This is a genomic window from Yoonia sp. R2-816 (genome assembly GCF_046762905.1).
Classification (GTDB): Bacteria; Pseudomonadota; Alphaproteobacteria; order Rhodobacterales; family Rhodobacteraceae; genus Yoonia.
The window spans coordinates 17,132-31,715 of record NZ_JBKQXN010000182.1 but is presented as its reverse complement, the minus strand read 5'-3'; the positions used below and the strand labels follow the sequence as shown (position 1 = coordinate 31,715).

The following is a 14,584-nucleotide window of genomic DNA, read 5'->3' as shown; positions in this document are numbered from 1 at the left end:
GGCCCCGCATGAATGCGGGGCCCCTGAGTGGTGGCCTTAGTCGGCGTCGGCGATGATCGCGGCGTAACGCGCCTGCGCGTCAGCTGCGGTGATCGACGGATCGTTCCAGAACTCGACCATCAGGTCTTCGACCTGGCCTTGAGTATCGGGAGAAAGAAGGATGTCGCCGGAGGGCAGTACATTGCCGCCCGCCAGGATTTCGAGACCCTTTTTCATGCAGTCATTGGCGGCACTCAGGTCTACATCACCCCGGATCGGCAACGACCCCTTGGCGAGATTGAAGGCAACCTGTACGTCGGGAGAGAGCAGCATCGCCGCCATCTCTTTCTGTGCGGCCTCAATCTCAGGGTCATCCTGTTTGGGGAAGTAGAAGGCGTCACCGGCGGTATCGAGGATTTCGTTCACCCCCAGACCAGGTAGACAGGTGTAGTCTTCACCGGCGACCTGTTCGGCGACCTGAAATTCACCTTGCGCCCAGTCACCCATGATCTGTCCACCGGCCTGACCGGTGATCACGAGGTTGGTGGCAAGGTTCCAGTCCTGCACATTTGATTCAGCCGCCATTTCGCGGGCGGTCACTGCGGCTTCAAACACTTTCGTGTATTCAGGTCCCGCCGCGACATCCGCATCCTTGTCACGGTTCACTTGCAACCAGGCTTCGGTGCCCGCAATAGCAATGGTCATCACGCCAAACGCGCCAGACGACTGCCAGGGCTGTTGCCCCATAGCCAGCGGAACCTTCCCGGCAGCCTCAAGTGCTGGGGCGGCAGCGACGAATTCATCCCAGTTGGACGGGACATCGACGCCTGCATCTTCAAACGCTTGATGGCTGAGCCACATCCACTGCCAGGAATGGATGTTCACCGGGGCGCAGTAAATACGCCCATCCAGTGTGCAGGCATCCAACAATGTGGGCGGGTTCACGATATCTTTCCACCCTTCTGCCTCGGCCACATCTGTGAGATCGAGAAGCATACCTGCTTCAATCAGTTCTTCGGCCTGCCTGCCATGGTTCAACTGCGTCGCCCCCATCGGGTCGCCGCCCAGGATGCGGCTGATGATGATTGGGCGTGCGGTGCCGCCGGACCCTGCAATGGCCCCGTCGACCCAAGTATTGCCGGTGGCATTCCAGGCCTCGGCGAATTTGGAAACAGCGGCGGCTTCGCCACCGGATGTCCACCAATGGGTGACTTCGAGTTCCACCGCAGACGCCGCAGAGGCGCTGATCATCGCGGTGGCCGCGAGCAGTTTTGTTGTCAGTTTCACGATTCTCTCTCCCTGGTTCTAAATCGTTGTAGATGAGCCTATATCGATTTAGATTGACCTCGCAAGGAAAATTCCGCCAAGGTGCGGGCAGCGACCAGAGTGCCCGCAAGGCACTGGCGATTTTGAGATTTTGGCCCTACCAAGCCGAAAGTCATGCGGAAACAGAGGACTAGGCCATATGCATGAGAACAAAGTTCCGGGGGATCGCAACGCGCCACCGGAACGCAAGGCAAAGCCGACACTCAAGACCATCGCCAAGCTCAGCGGGCTGGCGGTGCCGACGGTCTCGCGCGCCCTGAATGACGCCCCGGACATCGGCAGCGAAACCAAAAAGCTGATTCGCAAAATCGCCGATGAGATCGGTTACGTGCCCAATCGCGCCGGGGTCCGCCTGCGCACGGGCCGCACCAATGTGATCAGTCTGGTGATGTCGACCGAACATGACAACCACACCGCGCGGCTGATTTCATCCGTAGCGGGCGGGTTGCAGGGCACGCGCTTTCATCTGAATGTGACCCCCTATGCCCCGGCAGATGATATCATGAAGCCGATCCGATACATCGTCGAAACGGAATCGGCCGATGCGATCATCCTCAACCAGATCGAGCCCGAGGACCCGCGCATCGCCTATCTGATGGAGCGCGGTTTTCCCTTTGCCACTCATGGCCGCAGCAATTGGTCTGATCAGCACCCATATTACGATTTTGATAATGAAACCTATGGCCGTCACGCCATCGACCTGTTGCATGCAAGGGGTCGCAAAAATGTCGCCGTCGTCGCCCCGCCTTTGCGTCAATCCTATGCGCTGCATCTGGTTGCCGGACTACAGGCACGCGCCAAGGCAAACGGTCAGACCTTGTTCATTCTTGATCAGGTGAACAGCGACAATCCCAGCGAGGATATCATTGCTGCCACTACCGAGCACCTGACCGGGCACCCGGAAACGGATGCTTTCGTGACGGCGTCGACCACTGCGGCGCTGGCGGTTCTGGCAGGGGTGGAGGGTCGCGGGCTCACCGTCGGCCAGCAGATAGACCTGTTCGCCAAGGAGGCGGTTCCATTCCTGAAGATGGTTCGCGCCGATATCCTGACGATGGCCGAGTCCGTGGGTTCAGCGGGCGATTTTCTGGCCAAGGCTGCGATACAGGCGATCAAGGAACCCGACCTGCCGCCAATGCAGTATCTGGAAGTCCCAGTCGCCACGATATCCGACGGCTGAAAAGCAGCCTTGTCGACACGGGACCTCCCGCGCAACACCTAACGCCCTGGGATAACACCACGCTTTTCGCCTTTGCCTTCCCAGCCGTCCAGGGCGGCGACAGCCTCGTCCGCTGTTTCGACAAAGCGGAAAAGCTCCAGATCATCAGTTGAAATCGTGCCAGCATCGGCCAGCGCATCCCAGTTGATGATCTTTTCCCAGAACGCCTGCCCGAACAGCAGGAAGGGCACCCGTGCCATGCGACCGGTCTGGATCAGGGTGAGTGCCTCGAACAATTCGTCGAGCGTCCCGAAACCGCCCGGGAAGACGCAAATCGCCGAGGCCCGCATCAGGAAATGCATCTTGCGAATGCCGAAATAGTGGAAGTTGAAGCAGAGTTCTGGCGTAACGTATTCGTTGGGCGCCTGTTCGTGCGGCAAAACGATATTCAGCCCGATGGATTTGCCCCCCGCTTCAAACGCCCCGCGGTTACCAGCCTCCATCACCCCCGGCCCACCGCCGGTGACGATCACATCATCTTTGCCACCTTTTGCCAGTGATTTGGCCGTCATGATCTGGGCGAATTTGCGGGCCTCATCATAATATTTGGTCAGCTCTACCAGCGTTTGCGTGCGCGCCTTGTCCTTATTCACCGGATCGGGAATGCGCGCGCCGCCGAACAGAACGATGGTCGAATTGATCCCTGCCTCGTTCATCAGAAGATCAGGTTTGAGCAGTTCCAATTGCAGCCGCACAGGACGCAGGTCTTCACGGCACATGAAGTCTTCGTCAGCGAAGGCCAGCTTGTAGGAGGGCGCGCGCGTTTGCGGCGTGTCAGGCGTATGTGTCGCCGCCTCTCGGTCTTGCGAGCTGTCGCGGAACGGGTGTTTGCGGTGGTCTTGCATCAAATACGGCCTCTGGCATTGTTTGGCTTACCGTCGCCGCTGGGCGGCCAAGATGCAATGGCTAGCGCATCACAGACAGGATGTTGGCGTATTCGTCTGTCCATGCAGGTTCACCATCGCTTTCGAGGACGCGCCACCGATCGTCGGCATCGAATTCAGCCAGGCTTTGGGGGTCAACAGACATCAGCACAACTCTGGAGGACGCCGCGCCAGGTAAGTTATCCGCATTTGCAAATTCCTGGAACCGAATATGCATTCCGATTTCGTCGGCCACACGCGCCATCGGTACTGACATATTGTAGTAGCGGTTCGAGATGTGCAGCAGAAGCAGTCCTCCGGGTTTCAGCCGGTCCCGGAATAGCGCAATGGCCTCATTCGTGCTGAGATGCACCGGGATCGCATCGGAGGAAAACGCATCAATGACAATGATATCGTAGCGGACATCCTTCTGTTGTTCCAATACGATCCGCGCGTCGCCAAGGTGGGTGGGGGCATCCGGCGTGCAGTTGTTCACGAAGGTGAAGAGTGAGCTGTCGCGGGCAACCTCATCGACGAGCGCATCAATTTCATAGAATTGCCAATTCTGACCCGGTTGGGCGAAGCAAGCCAGTGATCCGACGCCAAGCCCGACGATACCGATATCTTTCGCGTTTTGGGCAAAGTCCGACATCATCACCTGCCCCATCGGTGCAGCGGCGTGATAATAGTTCATTGGCCTGGGCCGTGATTTTTCAAGATCTTCTATCGACTGAGCGCCATGCAGTGTGCTGCCGTTCACATAGAGACGCATTCCGTCCACTTCGATAACCTGATGAGTGCCAAAGAAGCTGCGATCTTTAAAAATGACGTCGCCATGGTTGTAAGTCGCCCCAAGCACCAGAGCGACGATCGCGGCCCCGATCACGGGCAAACGGATCATGTGTGTTACCAAGATCGCGAATGCGATCAGCCCGGCGCTGATCCGATAAGCGAATGAGATATCTGCGCCCCACAAGCCAAGCGCAACCGCTACGAACGGGGTGACCACTACAACAGCAAATATGCCATCAATAGCGATGTCCCGAACGCTCCATTTACGTCCGCCAACCAAAAACAGGGCTAGCGCCAGAAAAACAATGATCCGCGTCTCGTAGAGATCATCAAAGATGGTTGGTGCAATGATAGAATTGAACAACCCACCCAACGCGCCACCAATCGACATCATCATGTAAAAATAGGTCAGTTGGCTTTTGTCCGGTCGAGCGGCGTAAAGGGCGGAATGCGCCACCATGGTAATCCCGAAGAATGACGCAACCAGAAGACCGACCGAAACCCACGTCAGTGTATTCACCGTTGTCGTCAGGAAATAGCAGAAAAAGGCCATGCCACCGACCAGCATCCAGCGCAAGGCATCCTTGCCGAACAGTGGGCGATTGGTGAAGGTCAGAACGAAAGTCAACAGGTAGATCGCCAGCGGCACCACCCAAATCAAGGGGAACGACCCGATATCGCGGCTGATCTTGGCCGTCACCGAAAGCATCAGCGAGGACGGAATGAATGCCAGAAACAGCCAATAAGCCGTGGTCCGCAGACCTGGTCGGGCGGCCCGCTGTTCTCTTTCGGCCGGTTGGTTTGCACCGCCTCGTCGCGCCACCATACCGCTGCTAAAAAGGAACCCGCCCAGCAGCACAAATCCCACTGCCCAAACCACACCGATCTGGCTAACGCCTAGCAAAGGTTCTGCAACCAGCGGAAAGGCCAGAAGCGCACCAAGTGAGCCGAGGTTGGATGCGCCATAAAGAAAATAGGGGTCATGGGCGGATGGGCCGCCGGTTTTGGAGTACCACGACTGGATCAGCGGCGCATTGGCCGAGAGCACTGCGAAGGGCACTCCGACGCCGGCGGCAAACAATAGCAGGGTCTGCAAAGCCACGGGTGTGTCTGCGTCAAATGATACACCGGTCCGGATCGACAGCGGCAGAAAGAACAGCGCCACCGCCCACAATGCGATATGCAACCCCATCTGGCCAACCACAGGAAGATAGCGGGTCGAAAAATGCGCATAGGCATAGCCTGCGATCAGCACGGTCTGGAAAAACAGCATCGCCGTGGTCCAGACGGCCGGGGCGCCACCAATCTGCGGCAAGGCGATTTTGGCAAAAAGCGGCTGAACAAAAAACAAAAGAGACGCGGAGAGAAAAATCGTCAGCGTAAACAGCACTGGAATGGCGCGACCCGAGAGTATCCCGTCCAACGACTTGTTTCTTATCTGGTCCATGTAAGCCCCATATCGCCTGATTGTTTACGCCCTTAGACAAACCAACTATGTCAAAGATGCGGCGGATCTGGACCATTGCCGGGTCATTCTTGGTGAATTCCAAGGCGTTTTTTCGTGTTGTTGCGCGTCCCGCTAGTGATTAACTGGGCAACCAAGACAGGAGGCAAAAATGCTGCTGGACACCTCAATCTGTGACTTTGGCTGGAAGCCACCGGGCGCCGGATTTGCTAAACGCCATGCACATGGTCGCCGACACCGGAAATGGCCCGAAGGAGCAGACGCCATCCATGGGTTGTTCGATCAAGCAGCGTTGATTGATTGCGCCTGCCCGGCTAGAAGCCCCCAAAATCAATTCTGATCGGAGACCCCCATGTCGAACGCTGCCCTTGAGACCGCCATCGAAGCCGCCTGGGAGGCTCGCGATACGATTACACCAGCGACGACAGGCGAAACCCGCGAAGCGATTGAGGATACGCTGGATGCGCTTGATGGCGGCAAACTGCGTGTAGCCGAAAAGCAGGACGATGGCAGTTGGCATGTGAACCAGTGGGCCAAGAAGGCCGTTTTGCTGGGTTTTCGCATCAAGGATATGGAAAAGCAGGATGGCGGCCCGCAAGCCGGTGGCTGGTGGGACAAAGTCGACAGCAAGTTCAAAGGCTGGGGTGATAACCAGTGGAAGGCCGCAGGTTTCCGCGCCGTACCGAACTGTGTAGTCCGCAAGTCTGCTTTTATCGCGCCCGGCGTGGTGCTGATGCCGTCATTTGTGAACCTTGGCGCCTATGTGGATGAGGGCACGATGGTCGATACTTGGGCGACTGTCGGGTCCTGTGCCCAGATCGGCAAGAACGTACACCTGTCCGGCGGAGTTGGGATTGGCGGCGTGCTGGAGCCGATGCAGGCCGGGCCGACCATTATAGAAGACAACTGCTTCATCGGCGCCCGGTCCGAGGTGGTCGAAGGGTGCATCGTGCGCGAAGGATCTGTGCTGGGCATGGGCGTGTTCATCGGCCAATCCACCAAGATCGTGGATCGCGAAACGGGTGAGGTCATGTATGGTGAAGTGCCGCCCTATTCCGTTGTCGTCGCCGGGTCTATGCCGTCGAAGAACAATGTGAATTTGTATTGCGCCGTTATCGTCAAGCGCGTGGACGAGCGGACCCGGTCCAAGACCGGCATCAATGAACTGCTGCGGGACTAAGTGCTGATCAGTCGGACGCTGGCGCGCAAGCGCATCGCAGCGGGGAACCGCCCGTCATTCAAGGCGGCGTGGTTGCCGGTGGCGTTGGATGTCGTTATCGTCTCATTGCTGGTGGCATTGCTCTGGCAGCCCGCGCTGACCCTCATCTATGTCATGCAGTTTCCGTTGGTCACCACGATTATGTTCCTGTTCGTGGTGATTTATGCCCCTGTCCAGATCGTCATCATCGTGTCAACGATCTGGGCGGTGCGGTCGCGGTGGGAAGATAAAGAGTAACGGGATTATCCGGCCAGGTTCAGTTTTTCATTCTCGCCCAGATTTGGGCCGTCATCTGAAAAGTAGGCGCGTGTCATTTCAATCGCCGTGCTCAGTTTCCCTTTGTCGTTGTCCCAATACTCGGCCTGTGTGGCATTCACTTCGATGATGGCCACGTCAGCACTGTCGGGATCGTCGCCAAAAAAGACCTGACAATAAGGGCCCCACATTTCCCGGATACGGGCGCGATCGCGGTTCACACGCCCTTTGCCGGATACAGAGACAAAGACCATGCTGTCAGCGTCAACAAAGCTGAGAGCGATATCCTGATCCTGACGCAGCTCGTAAATCTTGGCGCTTTCACTGTCGGTGACGAACTGGATCGTCCTGTCCGGCTTTGAGACATAGGGCGCCATCGGACGGGACCGCATCACCTCACCATCCTGCGTGGTGACCATGCAAACCCGCATGCTTTCGAGAATATCCCAAAATCGCTGTGTTGTGTCTGTCATTGGTTCGATCCTTGTTTTGCTTGGCGTCGTGAACACAACGACAGAGATTGGATGCCGTTCCATGGCCATCGCCTGGCGCCTAAAGTGGATTGACACGCGAAACCATTGATCCCATCCAAAGGCGTCGCAATTGGGGGCATGGCTTTGGCACAAAAAACATCGAAGCAGAAGGTTTTTACCCTTCTGGTGGAAGTCGGGCGCAATACGGATGATGGCCTGCCCGAAGGTGCCACCGGCGGCGCGCTGATGTGTTATGCCAGCGGCGTGGACGAGGCCGAGGCGGTGCGCGAAACGGTGGCGATCCTGAAACAGGCTGACCTCGCCCCGCTGGATGTATCGGGCTACGGTACGTTGGAGGAACGACTGGCGGAAGGGCATGATATCTCTGACGACGAAAAGGCGCTGATGCAGCGTGCGCTAGATGAAAACAGCGTCATCGTGGCGCAGATGACCCCGTTTTTCGACAAACCCGCCTGATCTGGAACGGTGGCTTGGCAGCACCCTGTCAATGCCTTGTTCCCTTAGGCGCGGCGCAAGGTTTCGATGGCCTGCGGACAGATATTGGTGATCTTGTCGGCGGGCACCTTGCTGCCGCTCATGTCAAGCGCGACGACGTCTGCGCCCCGGCGCACCAGCACGAAAAGCGGCTGTTTCTGACAGAGCACAAAGATATTGCCAGCCGCATCCTGCGCCCGCGCGGTATGGCGCGACACCACCGCGATCCAATGATCGCCGATATGTTGTGGTTTGCTGTGGCTGTAGGTCATTCGAAGGGCCCAAACATGCGCCAGAGAAATCCCGCAATCGGCCAAAGGAATACAATGGGGATAACCCGAAGCTGCATATCTGCGGCACCTCGCAGGCAGGCCATGTCAAAGTTGGGCCGCAGATTGACCTGGGCCCCAGAGCCATAAATCAGCGGCGTCAACTGGCCATAAAGCTGCCCGGTATCCGCCGGATCACCCAGACCGAATTCGCCGTCGATTCGCAGGTCTTCGATATGTACGGCCCTGATCATCCGGCCCAATGTGGCAGGCAGGGTCAGAATGGTATCTGCCCGCGCCTTGAGACGGCTACGCTTTGTCCTGGGTTTCCTTTTTGGCGTCTTCTGCGCCTCCTCGGGCGCCCTGCGCCGACTGTCATGCACCCTGATGCCAGTCAGTCGCATACCAAACGGGCAGACCGTCACGTGATACCGCGTTTGCGGGTCACTTCGGAACGACAGGTGCAATCGCAAAGGCAGCACCAGCGCCAGAACGAGCAGCAGCAGGATCAGCCCTATCAGCCACAGAAAAATCTGGAGCGCCAAAACCATGGAACGATCAGTCGGATTTTTCCGAGCCGTTGCCCCGCTTGGATGGTTTATCAAGCGCGTGGGCCGCAGCATCACCCAGCACCTCGGTCAGGCCAGACATGACGCCCTTGATGCCTTCAACCCGGGCTCCTTTCTGATCCAGAATGATCGCGCCGATAGGTTTGATACCACCGCCGCCACCGGTCCCGCCGCCATCGCCGGTTTTGCCGCCCGTGGTGCCGCCGGCCCCAAAGCCAAAGCCGTAGCTGACGATAGGAATGACGGTCGAGCCGTCCTTTTCGATCGGGTCGCCGAGGACATTCTTGGCATTCAGCAGCCGGTCAAGTTCTTCAACCGTGTTTTTCAGTAGTTGTTCGACATTGGTCATGAATGGCTCCGTCAGAAATTGGGGGTTCATGATGGCAGCATATCGGTCCGACGGGGTTCGCGATTGATTTGCCTCAACGGCGTGACGGCACCCGAATCGTGGGTCACGGGTGGCGGCACATATGAGGCTGGCAGAGCGGCAATGCCCCGGCCTATGCGACAAACCCGACCATTCGTATGAAAATCATGGCGTTTTTGATGTGAATTGCAGCAAGGCTGCTATTTCGCGGCGGCTATAAAATGCCTATAGTCATTTGAAAAGCGGGGACAAACTCGCCATATCTGATAGACTGCTGCTTGGGAGGCCGCCGCCATGATCCGTTCGGAACTGATCCAGAAACTCGCTGATGAAAATCCGCATCTTTATCAGCGTGATGTGGAAAAGATCGTTAATACAGTGTTCGAAGAGATCACGGGTGCGATGTCGCGCGGGGATCGGGTTGAATTGCGCGGTTTTGGCGCGTTCTCGGTCAAAAAGCGCGATCAGCGGATCGGACGGAACCCAAGGACCGGTGAATCCGTTGAAGTGGAAGAGAAACACGTCCCGTTCTTCAAGACCGGCAAATTGTTGCGGGACCGTCTGAACGGCAACTAAGAGGGTGCCATGAAAACCATTCGCTATGCCTTTTGGGCCATTGTCGGCCTGTGTCTGATCCTTGTGGGTCTTGCCAACCGTGGCATGGTGACATTGCGCGCGATGCCGGAACCGATGGCCAAACTGCTGGGGATATCGCCCGACATCTCGCTGCCGCTATACGCGGTGATCTTTCTGGGCGTCGCTGCCGGTTTGCTGATTGGATTTCTGTGGGAATGGGTGCGCGAATACCGCATTCGCGCCGAGGCGCGGGTCAAATCGCGTGAGGTGGAAAAACTGCGCCGCGAAGTCGACCAGTTGCGTGGCGCGGCAGCCGGAGCCAAAAGCGAAGACGACGTTCTGGCGCTACTGGAAAAAACCGGCTGATCATGTCTGACATTCGGGTCAAGATTTGCGGGCTGCGCGATGCGGCCACGATCAAGGCTGCGGCGGATGCGGGCGCTGTTTATATCGGTCTGAACTTTTTCCCCAAGTCACCACGATCTGTGACCATCGCCGAGGCGGCAGCGCTGGCAATTGACGCGCCTGCAGGTCTGGCCAAGGTTGGCCTTGTGGTGAATGCCGATGATGCAATGCTGGACGCGATCATGGCGGATGTGCCGCTGGACATGCTGCAATTACACGGCGCGGAAAGCCCTGAACGCGTGGCCGCGGTCAAGGCCCGTTATGGTCTGCCCGTGATGAAGGTTGTGGGTGTGGCGGGTCCGGATGACCTGGCTGCGATTGATCGCTATATCAAGGTGGCCGATCAGATCCTTGTGGATGCCAAACCACCCAAAGGTGCCGATCTGCCGGGCGGCAACGGGGTGACCTTTGACTGGGATTTGCTCGCTGGGCGTCGCTGGCCGCTGCCATGGATGCTGGCAGGCGGACTGACGGCGGAGAATGTGAAGGACGCCATCACGCGCACCGGGGCGCGGCAGGTCGATACCGCATCGGGTGTGGAGACAGAGCCAGGGATGAAAGATGCCGGAATGATCGCCCGGTTCGTCGAAGCGGCCCGCGGTTAACCCGACCTTTACCATGATAAATGACAAAGGCTGGATGAATGCGTTGTCGCCATACATCTCTTCTGATCGCTGGATGCGGCAGATATTCTCATCGCAGGCGGCAAGCGACGGCGGTGTTGTGCGCCGTCAGGTGCGCGATGTTGAGCGTTTGATTGGTCGCAGCGTTTTCGAGGCAGAGTTGCGCAGGCGCGGTTTCCGCGCTGTGGAGAATGCCGGACAATATGTGATCTTCTGCAATTCCGCACCTCTGCGGCTGGTTGAATAGGCAAATTCCTTCAAAGGAATTTGACAAGGCTTTTCGAAAAGACTTGTAGCGGCTAATGCGACCCCCTGACGCTTTACCATCACCGCACATGGCGATACTGCTGTCTGGCGCAACAGAGAAGGTGTCCCATGCCCAACGATCTTTTCAACAGTTTCATGACCGGCCCCGACGAAAAAGGCCGGTTCGGCGATTTCGGCGGTCGCTTCGTGTCGGAAACGCTGATGCCCTTGATCCTGGAACTGGAAGAGCAATACGAACATGCCAAGACCGATGACAGTTTCTGGGCCGAGATGCATGACCTGTGGACCCACTATGTCGGCCGCCCCAGCCCGCTTTATTATGCTGAACGGCTTACCCAGCATCTGGGCGGAGCCAAGATTTACCTCAAGCGGGACGAGTTGAACCACACCGGCGCGCATAAGATCAACAATGTTTTGGGCCAGATTATCCTCGCCCGCCGCATGGGCAAAACCCGCATCATCGCGGAAACCGGTGCAGGCCAGCATGGTGTCGCCACGGCGACGGTCTGCGCCAAGTTCGGGTTGAAATGCGTCGTGTATATGGGTGCCCATGACGTCGAACGGCAGGCCCCCAACGTCTTCCGCATGCGCCTGTTGGGCGCAGAGGTGGTGCCCGTCACCAGCGGTCGGGGCACGTTGAAAGACGCGATGAACGATGCCCTGCGCGACTGGGTCACCAATGTGCGTGATACGTTTTATTGCATCGGCACGGTGGCCGGTCCCCACCCCTATCCTGCGATGGTCCGCGATTTTCAGGCTATTATCGGCAAGGAAACCAAGGAACAGATGATGGCCGCAGAGGGTCGTCTACCCGATACCCTGATCGCCGCGATCGGTGGCGGGTCCAACGCGATGGGCCTGTTCTACCCCTTCCTTGACGACAAGGAGGTCAACATCATCGGTGTCGAGGCCGGCGGCAAGGGCGTCAATGCCAAGATGGAACATTGCGCGTCATTGACCGGCGGTCGCCCCGGCGTGCTGCATGGTAACCGCACCTATCTGTTGCAGGACGATGACGGACAGATCCTGGAAGGGTTTTCGATCTCAGCCGGTCTGGATTATCCGGGAATCGGCCCTGAACACGCCTGGCTGCACGAGATCGGCCGCGCGCAATATGTGGCGATCACGGATGTCGAGGCGCTTGAGGCATTCCAGCTTTGCTGCGCGCAGGAAGGGATCATTCCGGCCCTCGAGCCGTCGCATGCACTGGCCCATGTCATGAAGATCGCGCCTGATCTGCCATCAGATCACCTGTTGGTCATGAATATGTGTGGCCGTGGGGACAAAGATATCTTCACGGTGGCCAAACATCTTGGCTTTGATATCCAAACTGGGTGAAAATAGGCCTAAACTTTGGTTTAGGCACCTATTTCGTCGGTTTACCGGGCTGAAAATCAACCGATTATTAATTCTCGATTAAGCTTCGGGCTGCGATGACAGCGTTGGCTGGTCTGCACAATGCAGGCCTGTAAAACGAAAATGCTTGAAAGGAGCCGACCCATGAAGACCCTTTTGCTGTCAACCACTGCTGCCCTTGCTCTCTCGGCCAGTGCTGGTTTCGCCCAATCTATCGCCGAACAAGTTGTCACGCAGCTGCAGGCCCAAGGCTATGAGCGCATCGAAGTGAAGAACGGACCGACCCAGGTCAAAGTCGAAGCGATCCGCGATGGACGCAAGCTTGAGGTCGTTTATGATGCAGCAACCGGTGAGGTCCTGAAAGAAGAGGTTGAGCCGGTCGACGCGGATGATGAAACGACCCCCGGCGTCGAGATCGACAATGAAGACGAAGATTTCCTCGATGACGAAGATGATGATGAGGACGACGAAGACGATGAGGATGATGAGGACGACGACGAAGATGACGATGAGGACGACGACGAGGACGATGATGATGATGATGATGAAGACGATGACGAGGATGATGATGAGGATGACGACGAGGATGACGACGAAGACGATGATGAAGACGACGACGAATAGTCGTCTGTCACTGTCCTGACCGCCTGTCGCGGTGGAGTAGAACTATGAACCCGAAGAGACTGATCCTTTGTCTCGCTTTGGTTGGGGCGCCGTTATCGGCGGCGGCCCAATCGGTGGAAGAGCAGGTCGTAACCCAGTTGCGCGCCCAAGGCTTTTCAGAGATTACTGTCACCAGAACATGGTTGGGCCGTCTGCGTTTCGTAGCCGAACGCGATACCCTTTTTCGTGAGTTGGTCATCAATCCTCAGACCGGGGAAATTCTGCGCGACTATTGGCGTGCGGACGGCGACGATGAAGACGATGAACCCCGTGTCTTCGTTCCCGGAAACAGCGAAGCCGGATCCGGGAACTCCGGGTCCGGTGGGAACGACGATGACGAGGATGACGACGAAGATGATGACGACGATGACGAGGACGATGACGACGAGGATGATGACGACGACGATGACGACGAGGATGATGACGAGGATGATGACGACGACGATGAGGACGACGACGACGACGACGACGAGGATGACGACTGAGAATTGTTTGCCATCCTAGGGGGGGTTTCATTCGGTGACACGCCGTTGGTACATTCTGGCCATCGTGATTATTCAGGTGCTTTGCGCCTTTTTTTTCGTTTTACAGATCCTCGCATCCATATTCGGTTTCGCACCAATCAGTTGGCAAATCTATGAACTGATCGAGGTCGGTGCGGCCCTCGGACTGCTTTTGGGGATTGTCCTGGGTCTAATGGTGCTGCGCAAAACCATGGCCCGGAATGTGCTGGTCGAAGACCAGCTACGCCTCGCCTCTGGTGCCTTCATGGAAGTGATCGAAGAACGGTTTTCCGCCTGGGCCCTGACCCCCGCCGAACGTGACGTGGCCCTGTTTGCGATCAAGGGCATGTCGACCCAGGAAATCGCCGCATTGCGCGATGTCAGCGAAGGCACGATCAAGGCCCAGACCAACGCGATCTATCGCAAAGCAGGCGTCGCCGGGCGCACCCAGCTTCTGAGCCTGTTTATCGATGATCTGATGGGCGAGGCGCTGCCCGGCACCAAGGCCGACGCGGCCTAATCGATGTCCTGCGGGTCCGCGTATTTGCGCAACACGTCAATTGGCACGATTTCCAGCGCCCGCACATGGGTGGCATGCAGGTTGACCTGCGGTGCCGCCCCTTCGTCATGCGCCTGCAGGAACCTGCTGGCGCAGAGACACCAGCTATCCCCGGCCTTGAGCCCGGCAAAATTGAACTCTGGCCGTGGGGTACTCAGATCATTGCCCAGATATTTCGACAGGGCCAGAAATTCATCTGTCATGACCGCGCAGACCGTGTGGCTGCCGTGATCGGCGGCACAGGTATCACAGGCCCCGTTGCGGAAGAACCCGGTCATCGGGTCCGTCGAACAGGGTTGCAGCGCACTGCCAAGCACGTTGAAGGACGGGTCTTTTTCCAT

Annotated in this window: 20 protein-coding genes; 12 read left to right on the top strand and 8 right to left on the bottom strand. The window is 57.5% G+C overall.

The genetic code is table 11. The annotated features are described in order from the left end of the window. Nucleotides 1-36: 36 nt before the first annotated feature. Nucleotides 37-1,266: an ABC transporter substrate-binding protein gene (locus ACFWW2_RS08195; RefSeq protein WP_393927485.1), complete on the bottom strand. Its 1,230-nt coding sequence runs from the start codon at nucleotides 1,264-1,266 to the stop codon at nucleotides 37-39. A 178-nt stretch (nucleotides 1,267-1,444) separates the two neighbouring features. On the opposite strand from ACFWW2_RS08195, the gene ACFWW2_RS08190 reads away from it, so the two are divergent. After that, entirely contained in the window at nucleotides 1,445-2,485 is a 1,041-nt protein-coding gene (locus ACFWW2_RS08190; protein WP_393927484.1) for a LacI family transcriptional regulator, read from the top strand. A gap of 38 nt (nucleotides 2,486-2,523) precedes the next feature. On the opposite strand, the gene ACFWW2_RS08185 is transcribed toward ACFWW2_RS08190, so the two are convergent. Further along, nucleotides 2,524-3,369 carry a TIGR00730 family Rossman fold protein gene (locus ACFWW2_RS08185; protein WP_393927483.1) on the bottom strand — a complete coding sequence of 282 codons (846 nt, stop codon included), beginning with the start codon at nucleotides 3,367-3,369 and terminating at the stop codon, nucleotides 2,524-2,526. 61 nt (nucleotides 3,370-3,430) lie between these two features. Further along, nucleotides 3,431-5,626 (bottom strand): fused MFS/spermidine synthase, encoded by a 2,196-nt coding sequence (locus tag ACFWW2_RS08180; protein ID WP_393927482.1) that lies wholly within the window; start codon nucleotides 5,624-5,626, stop codon nucleotides 3,431-3,433. A gap of 370 nt (nucleotides 5,627-5,996) precedes the next feature. Between ACFWW2_RS08180 and dapD the strand changes: the two genes are divergently transcribed. Further along, a complete protein-coding gene (gene dapD / locus ACFWW2_RS08175; protein WP_393927481.1) occupies nucleotides 5,997-6,824 on the top strand; it encodes a 2,3,4,5-tetrahydropyridine-2,6-dicarboxylate N-succinyltransferase in 828 nt (275 codons plus the stop codon). Further along, on the top strand, nucleotides 6,825-7,100 hold the full coding sequence (locus tag ACFWW2_RS08170; protein ID WP_393927480.1) for a hypothetical protein: 276 nt from the start codon (nucleotides 6,825-6,827) through the stop codon (nucleotides 7,098-7,100). Between the two features lie 5 nt (nucleotides 7,101-7,105). Here the strand turns inward: ACFWW2_RS08170 and ACFWW2_RS08165 are convergent, their stop codons facing one another. Next, nucleotides 7,106-7,591 carry a pyridoxamine 5'-phosphate oxidase family protein gene (locus tag ACFWW2_RS08165; protein WP_393927479.1) on the bottom strand — a complete coding sequence of 162 codons (486 nt, stop codon included), beginning with the start codon at nucleotides 7,589-7,591 and terminating at the stop codon, nucleotides 7,106-7,108. Nucleotides 7,592-7,729: 138 nt separating this feature from the next. Here ACFWW2_RS08165 and ACFWW2_RS08160 point away from each other — a divergent pair, with 138 nt between their 5' ends. Then, a complete protein-coding gene (locus ACFWW2_RS08160; RefSeq protein ID WP_393927752.1) occupies nucleotides 7,730-8,068 on the top strand; it encodes a hypothetical protein in 339 nt (112 codons plus the stop codon). A gap of 44 nt (nucleotides 8,069-8,112) precedes the next feature. On the opposite strand, the gene ACFWW2_RS08155 is transcribed toward ACFWW2_RS08160, so the two are convergent. From ACFWW2_RS08155 to ACFWW2_RS08145, 3 genes are read right to left on the bottom strand one after another with little or no spacing between them, the layout of a single operon-like run. After that, nucleotides 8,113-8,358, bottom strand: a complete 246-nt coding sequence (locus tag ACFWW2_RS08155) for a hypothetical protein (protein ID WP_393927478.1) — start codon at nucleotides 8,356-8,358, stop codon at nucleotides 8,113-8,115. After that, a complete protein-coding gene (locus tag ACFWW2_RS08150; protein WP_393927477.1) occupies nucleotides 8,355-8,900 on the bottom strand; it encodes a DUF2953 domain-containing protein in 546 nt (181 codons plus the stop codon). The genes ACFWW2_RS08155 and ACFWW2_RS08150 overlap by 4 nt, the downstream gene beginning before the upstream one ends. Nucleotides 8,901-8,913: 13 nt before the next feature. Further along, complete coding sequence (locus tag ACFWW2_RS08145) at nucleotides 8,914-9,273, bottom strand: GerW family sporulation protein (protein ID WP_393927476.1); 360 nt, start codon at nucleotides 9,271-9,273, stop codon at nucleotides 8,914-8,916. Between the two features lie 312 nt (nucleotides 9,274-9,585). Here ACFWW2_RS08145 and ihfB point away from each other — a divergent pair, with 312 nt between their 5' ends. The 8 genes from ihfB to ACFWW2_RS08105 all read left to right on the top strand — a co-directional run bounded on the left by ihfB (nucleotide 9,586) and on the right by ACFWW2_RS08105 (nucleotide 14,204). Beyond that, complete coding sequence (gene ihfB / locus ACFWW2_RS08140; RefSeq protein WP_393927475.1) at nucleotides 9,586-9,867, top strand: integration host factor subunit beta; 282 nt, start codon at nucleotides 9,586-9,588, stop codon at nucleotides 9,865-9,867. Between the two features lie 9 nt (nucleotides 9,868-9,876). Beyond that, nucleotides 9,877-10,233: a LapA family protein gene (locus ACFWW2_RS08135; RefSeq protein ID WP_393927474.1), complete on the top strand. Its 357-nt coding sequence runs from the start codon at nucleotides 9,877-9,879 to the stop codon at nucleotides 10,231-10,233. A gap of 2 nt (nucleotides 10,234-10,235) precedes the next feature. Continuing rightward, nucleotides 10,236-10,877 (top strand): phosphoribosylanthranilate isomerase, encoded by a 642-nt coding sequence (locus ACFWW2_RS08130; protein ID WP_393927473.1) that lies wholly within the window; start codon nucleotides 10,236-10,238, stop codon nucleotides 10,875-10,877. A 13-nt stretch (nucleotides 10,878-10,890) separates the two neighbouring features. Then, on the top strand, nucleotides 10,891-11,142 hold the full coding sequence (locus ACFWW2_RS08125; RefSeq protein ID WP_393927472.1) for an N-(5'-phosphoribosyl)anthranilate isomerase: 252 nt from the start codon (nucleotides 10,891-10,893) through the stop codon (nucleotides 11,140-11,142). 128 nt (nucleotides 11,143-11,270) lie between these two features. Continuing rightward, nucleotides 11,271-12,500, top strand: a complete 1,230-nt coding sequence (gene trpB / locus ACFWW2_RS08120) for a tryptophan synthase subunit beta (protein ID WP_393927471.1) — start codon at nucleotides 11,271-11,273, stop codon at nucleotides 12,498-12,500. 162 nt (nucleotides 12,501-12,662) lie between these two features. Continuing rightward, the gene (locus ACFWW2_RS08115; protein ID WP_393927469.1) at nucleotides 12,663-13,142 is read left to right on the top strand and encodes a PepSY domain-containing protein; all 480 of its coding nucleotides are present in this window, start codon (nucleotides 12,663-12,665) and stop codon (nucleotides 13,140-13,142) included. A gap of 44 nt (nucleotides 13,143-13,186) precedes the next feature. Further along, nucleotides 13,187-13,666, top strand: coding sequence for a hypothetical protein (locus ACFWW2_RS08110; protein ID WP_393927468.1), 480 nt, complete (start codon nucleotides 13,187-13,189; stop codon nucleotides 13,664-13,666). A gap of 34 nt (nucleotides 13,667-13,700) precedes the next feature. Then, nucleotides 13,701-14,204: a helix-turn-helix domain-containing protein gene (locus ACFWW2_RS08105; protein WP_393927467.1), complete on the top strand. Its 504-nt coding sequence runs from the start codon at nucleotides 13,701-13,703 to the stop codon at nucleotides 14,202-14,204. On the opposite strand, the gene ACFWW2_RS08100 is transcribed toward ACFWW2_RS08105, so the two are convergent. Further along, nucleotides 14,201-14,584, bottom strand: coding sequence for a DUF2237 family protein (locus tag ACFWW2_RS08100; RefSeq protein ID WP_393927750.1), 384 nt, complete (start codon nucleotides 14,582-14,584; stop codon nucleotides 14,201-14,203). The genes ACFWW2_RS08105 and ACFWW2_RS08100 overlap by 4 nt on opposite strands.